This is a genomic window from Vibrio sp. 1249-1 (genome assembly GCF_033340495.1).
The window spans coordinates 1-978 of record NZ_JAWOWJ010000183.1 but is presented as its reverse complement, the minus strand read 5'-3'; the positions used below and the strand labels follow the sequence as shown (position 1 = coordinate 978).

The window sequence follows — 978 nt, the reverse complement described above, 5'->3', positions numbered from 1 at the left end:
GCTTTAAGGGCATTATGTTGAATTCTGGAGATATCATGAGCAACGAAGAAAACAAAGTTACAGAAGAAGAGCTTGATCAAATCATCGAAGAGGCTGAAAAAGTAGAAGCTGAAGCACAAGAAGTTGAAGCTGAGCTTGAAGAGCTTGGTGATGAGACAGACGCTAAGATTGCTCAACTAGAAGCGGCACTATTGTCTAGCGAGGCAAAAGTAAAAGAGCAACAAGATGCGGTGTTGCGTTCTAAAGCTGAAGTAGAAAACATGCGTCGTCGCACTGAGCAAGAGATCGATAAAGCACGTAAGTTTGCGTTGAACAAGTTTGCAGAAGAGCTGCTTCCTGTTATTGATAACCTAGAGCGTGCAATTCAAGCGGCAGATACAGAGAATGAAACTGTGAAGCCGTTCCTAGAAGGCGTTGAACTAACACATAAAACGTTTGTAGACGTTGTCGCGAAATTTGGCTTGAAAGCAATCAACCCTGAAGGTGAAGCATTCAATCCAGAGTTCCATCAAGCGATGTCGATTCAGGAGAGCCCTGATCATGAATCAAACACTGTTATGTTTGTTATGCAAAAAGGTTACGAACTAAACGGTCGTGTGATTCGTCCGGCAATGGTAATGGTTGCTAAGTAACTTTAACTCCCTGTTTTTTTAAATATAAAAGCGCCCATCATTTTTGATGGGCGCTTTTTTGTTTTAAACATAAATGACTGCATCGAACTTCGTTGTATATCGATAAATGAAAATTTGATCCCCTTCATATTTTTTCCTATTGGTTAATTATTTTCCTATAGGAGATTTTCTCTCATCTCGCTGCGTGTTTATTAACGGAAAGGACTATAAGTGATTGTAATCATTCGCTGTGTGAATGTTTATTCTGCATAGGAATGTAAATATAGTCATTTTTTCTAAAATAATTTCGTTAACAAAAATGTAAATTATCACTTTATTTTGTAACTTCGGTGTGTATGATTTGCGA

General features: G+C 38.2%; 1 protein-coding gene. It reads left to right on the top strand.

Features of this window, described 5'->3' with window-relative positions:
* Positions 1-35 precede the first annotated feature (35 nt).
* Entirely contained in the window at positions 36-632 is a 597-nt protein-coding gene (gene grpE / locus R7Z50_RS25100) for a nucleotide exchange factor GrpE (protein WP_021034134.1), read from the top strand.
* Positions 633-978 lie beyond the last annotated feature (346 nt).

Bases quoted from the DNA above. Each gene is read 5' to 3' on its own strand.
- grpE (WP_021034134.1), top strand. From the start codon at position 36: ATGAGCAACGAAGAAAACAAAGTTACAGAAGAAGAGCTTGATCAAATC.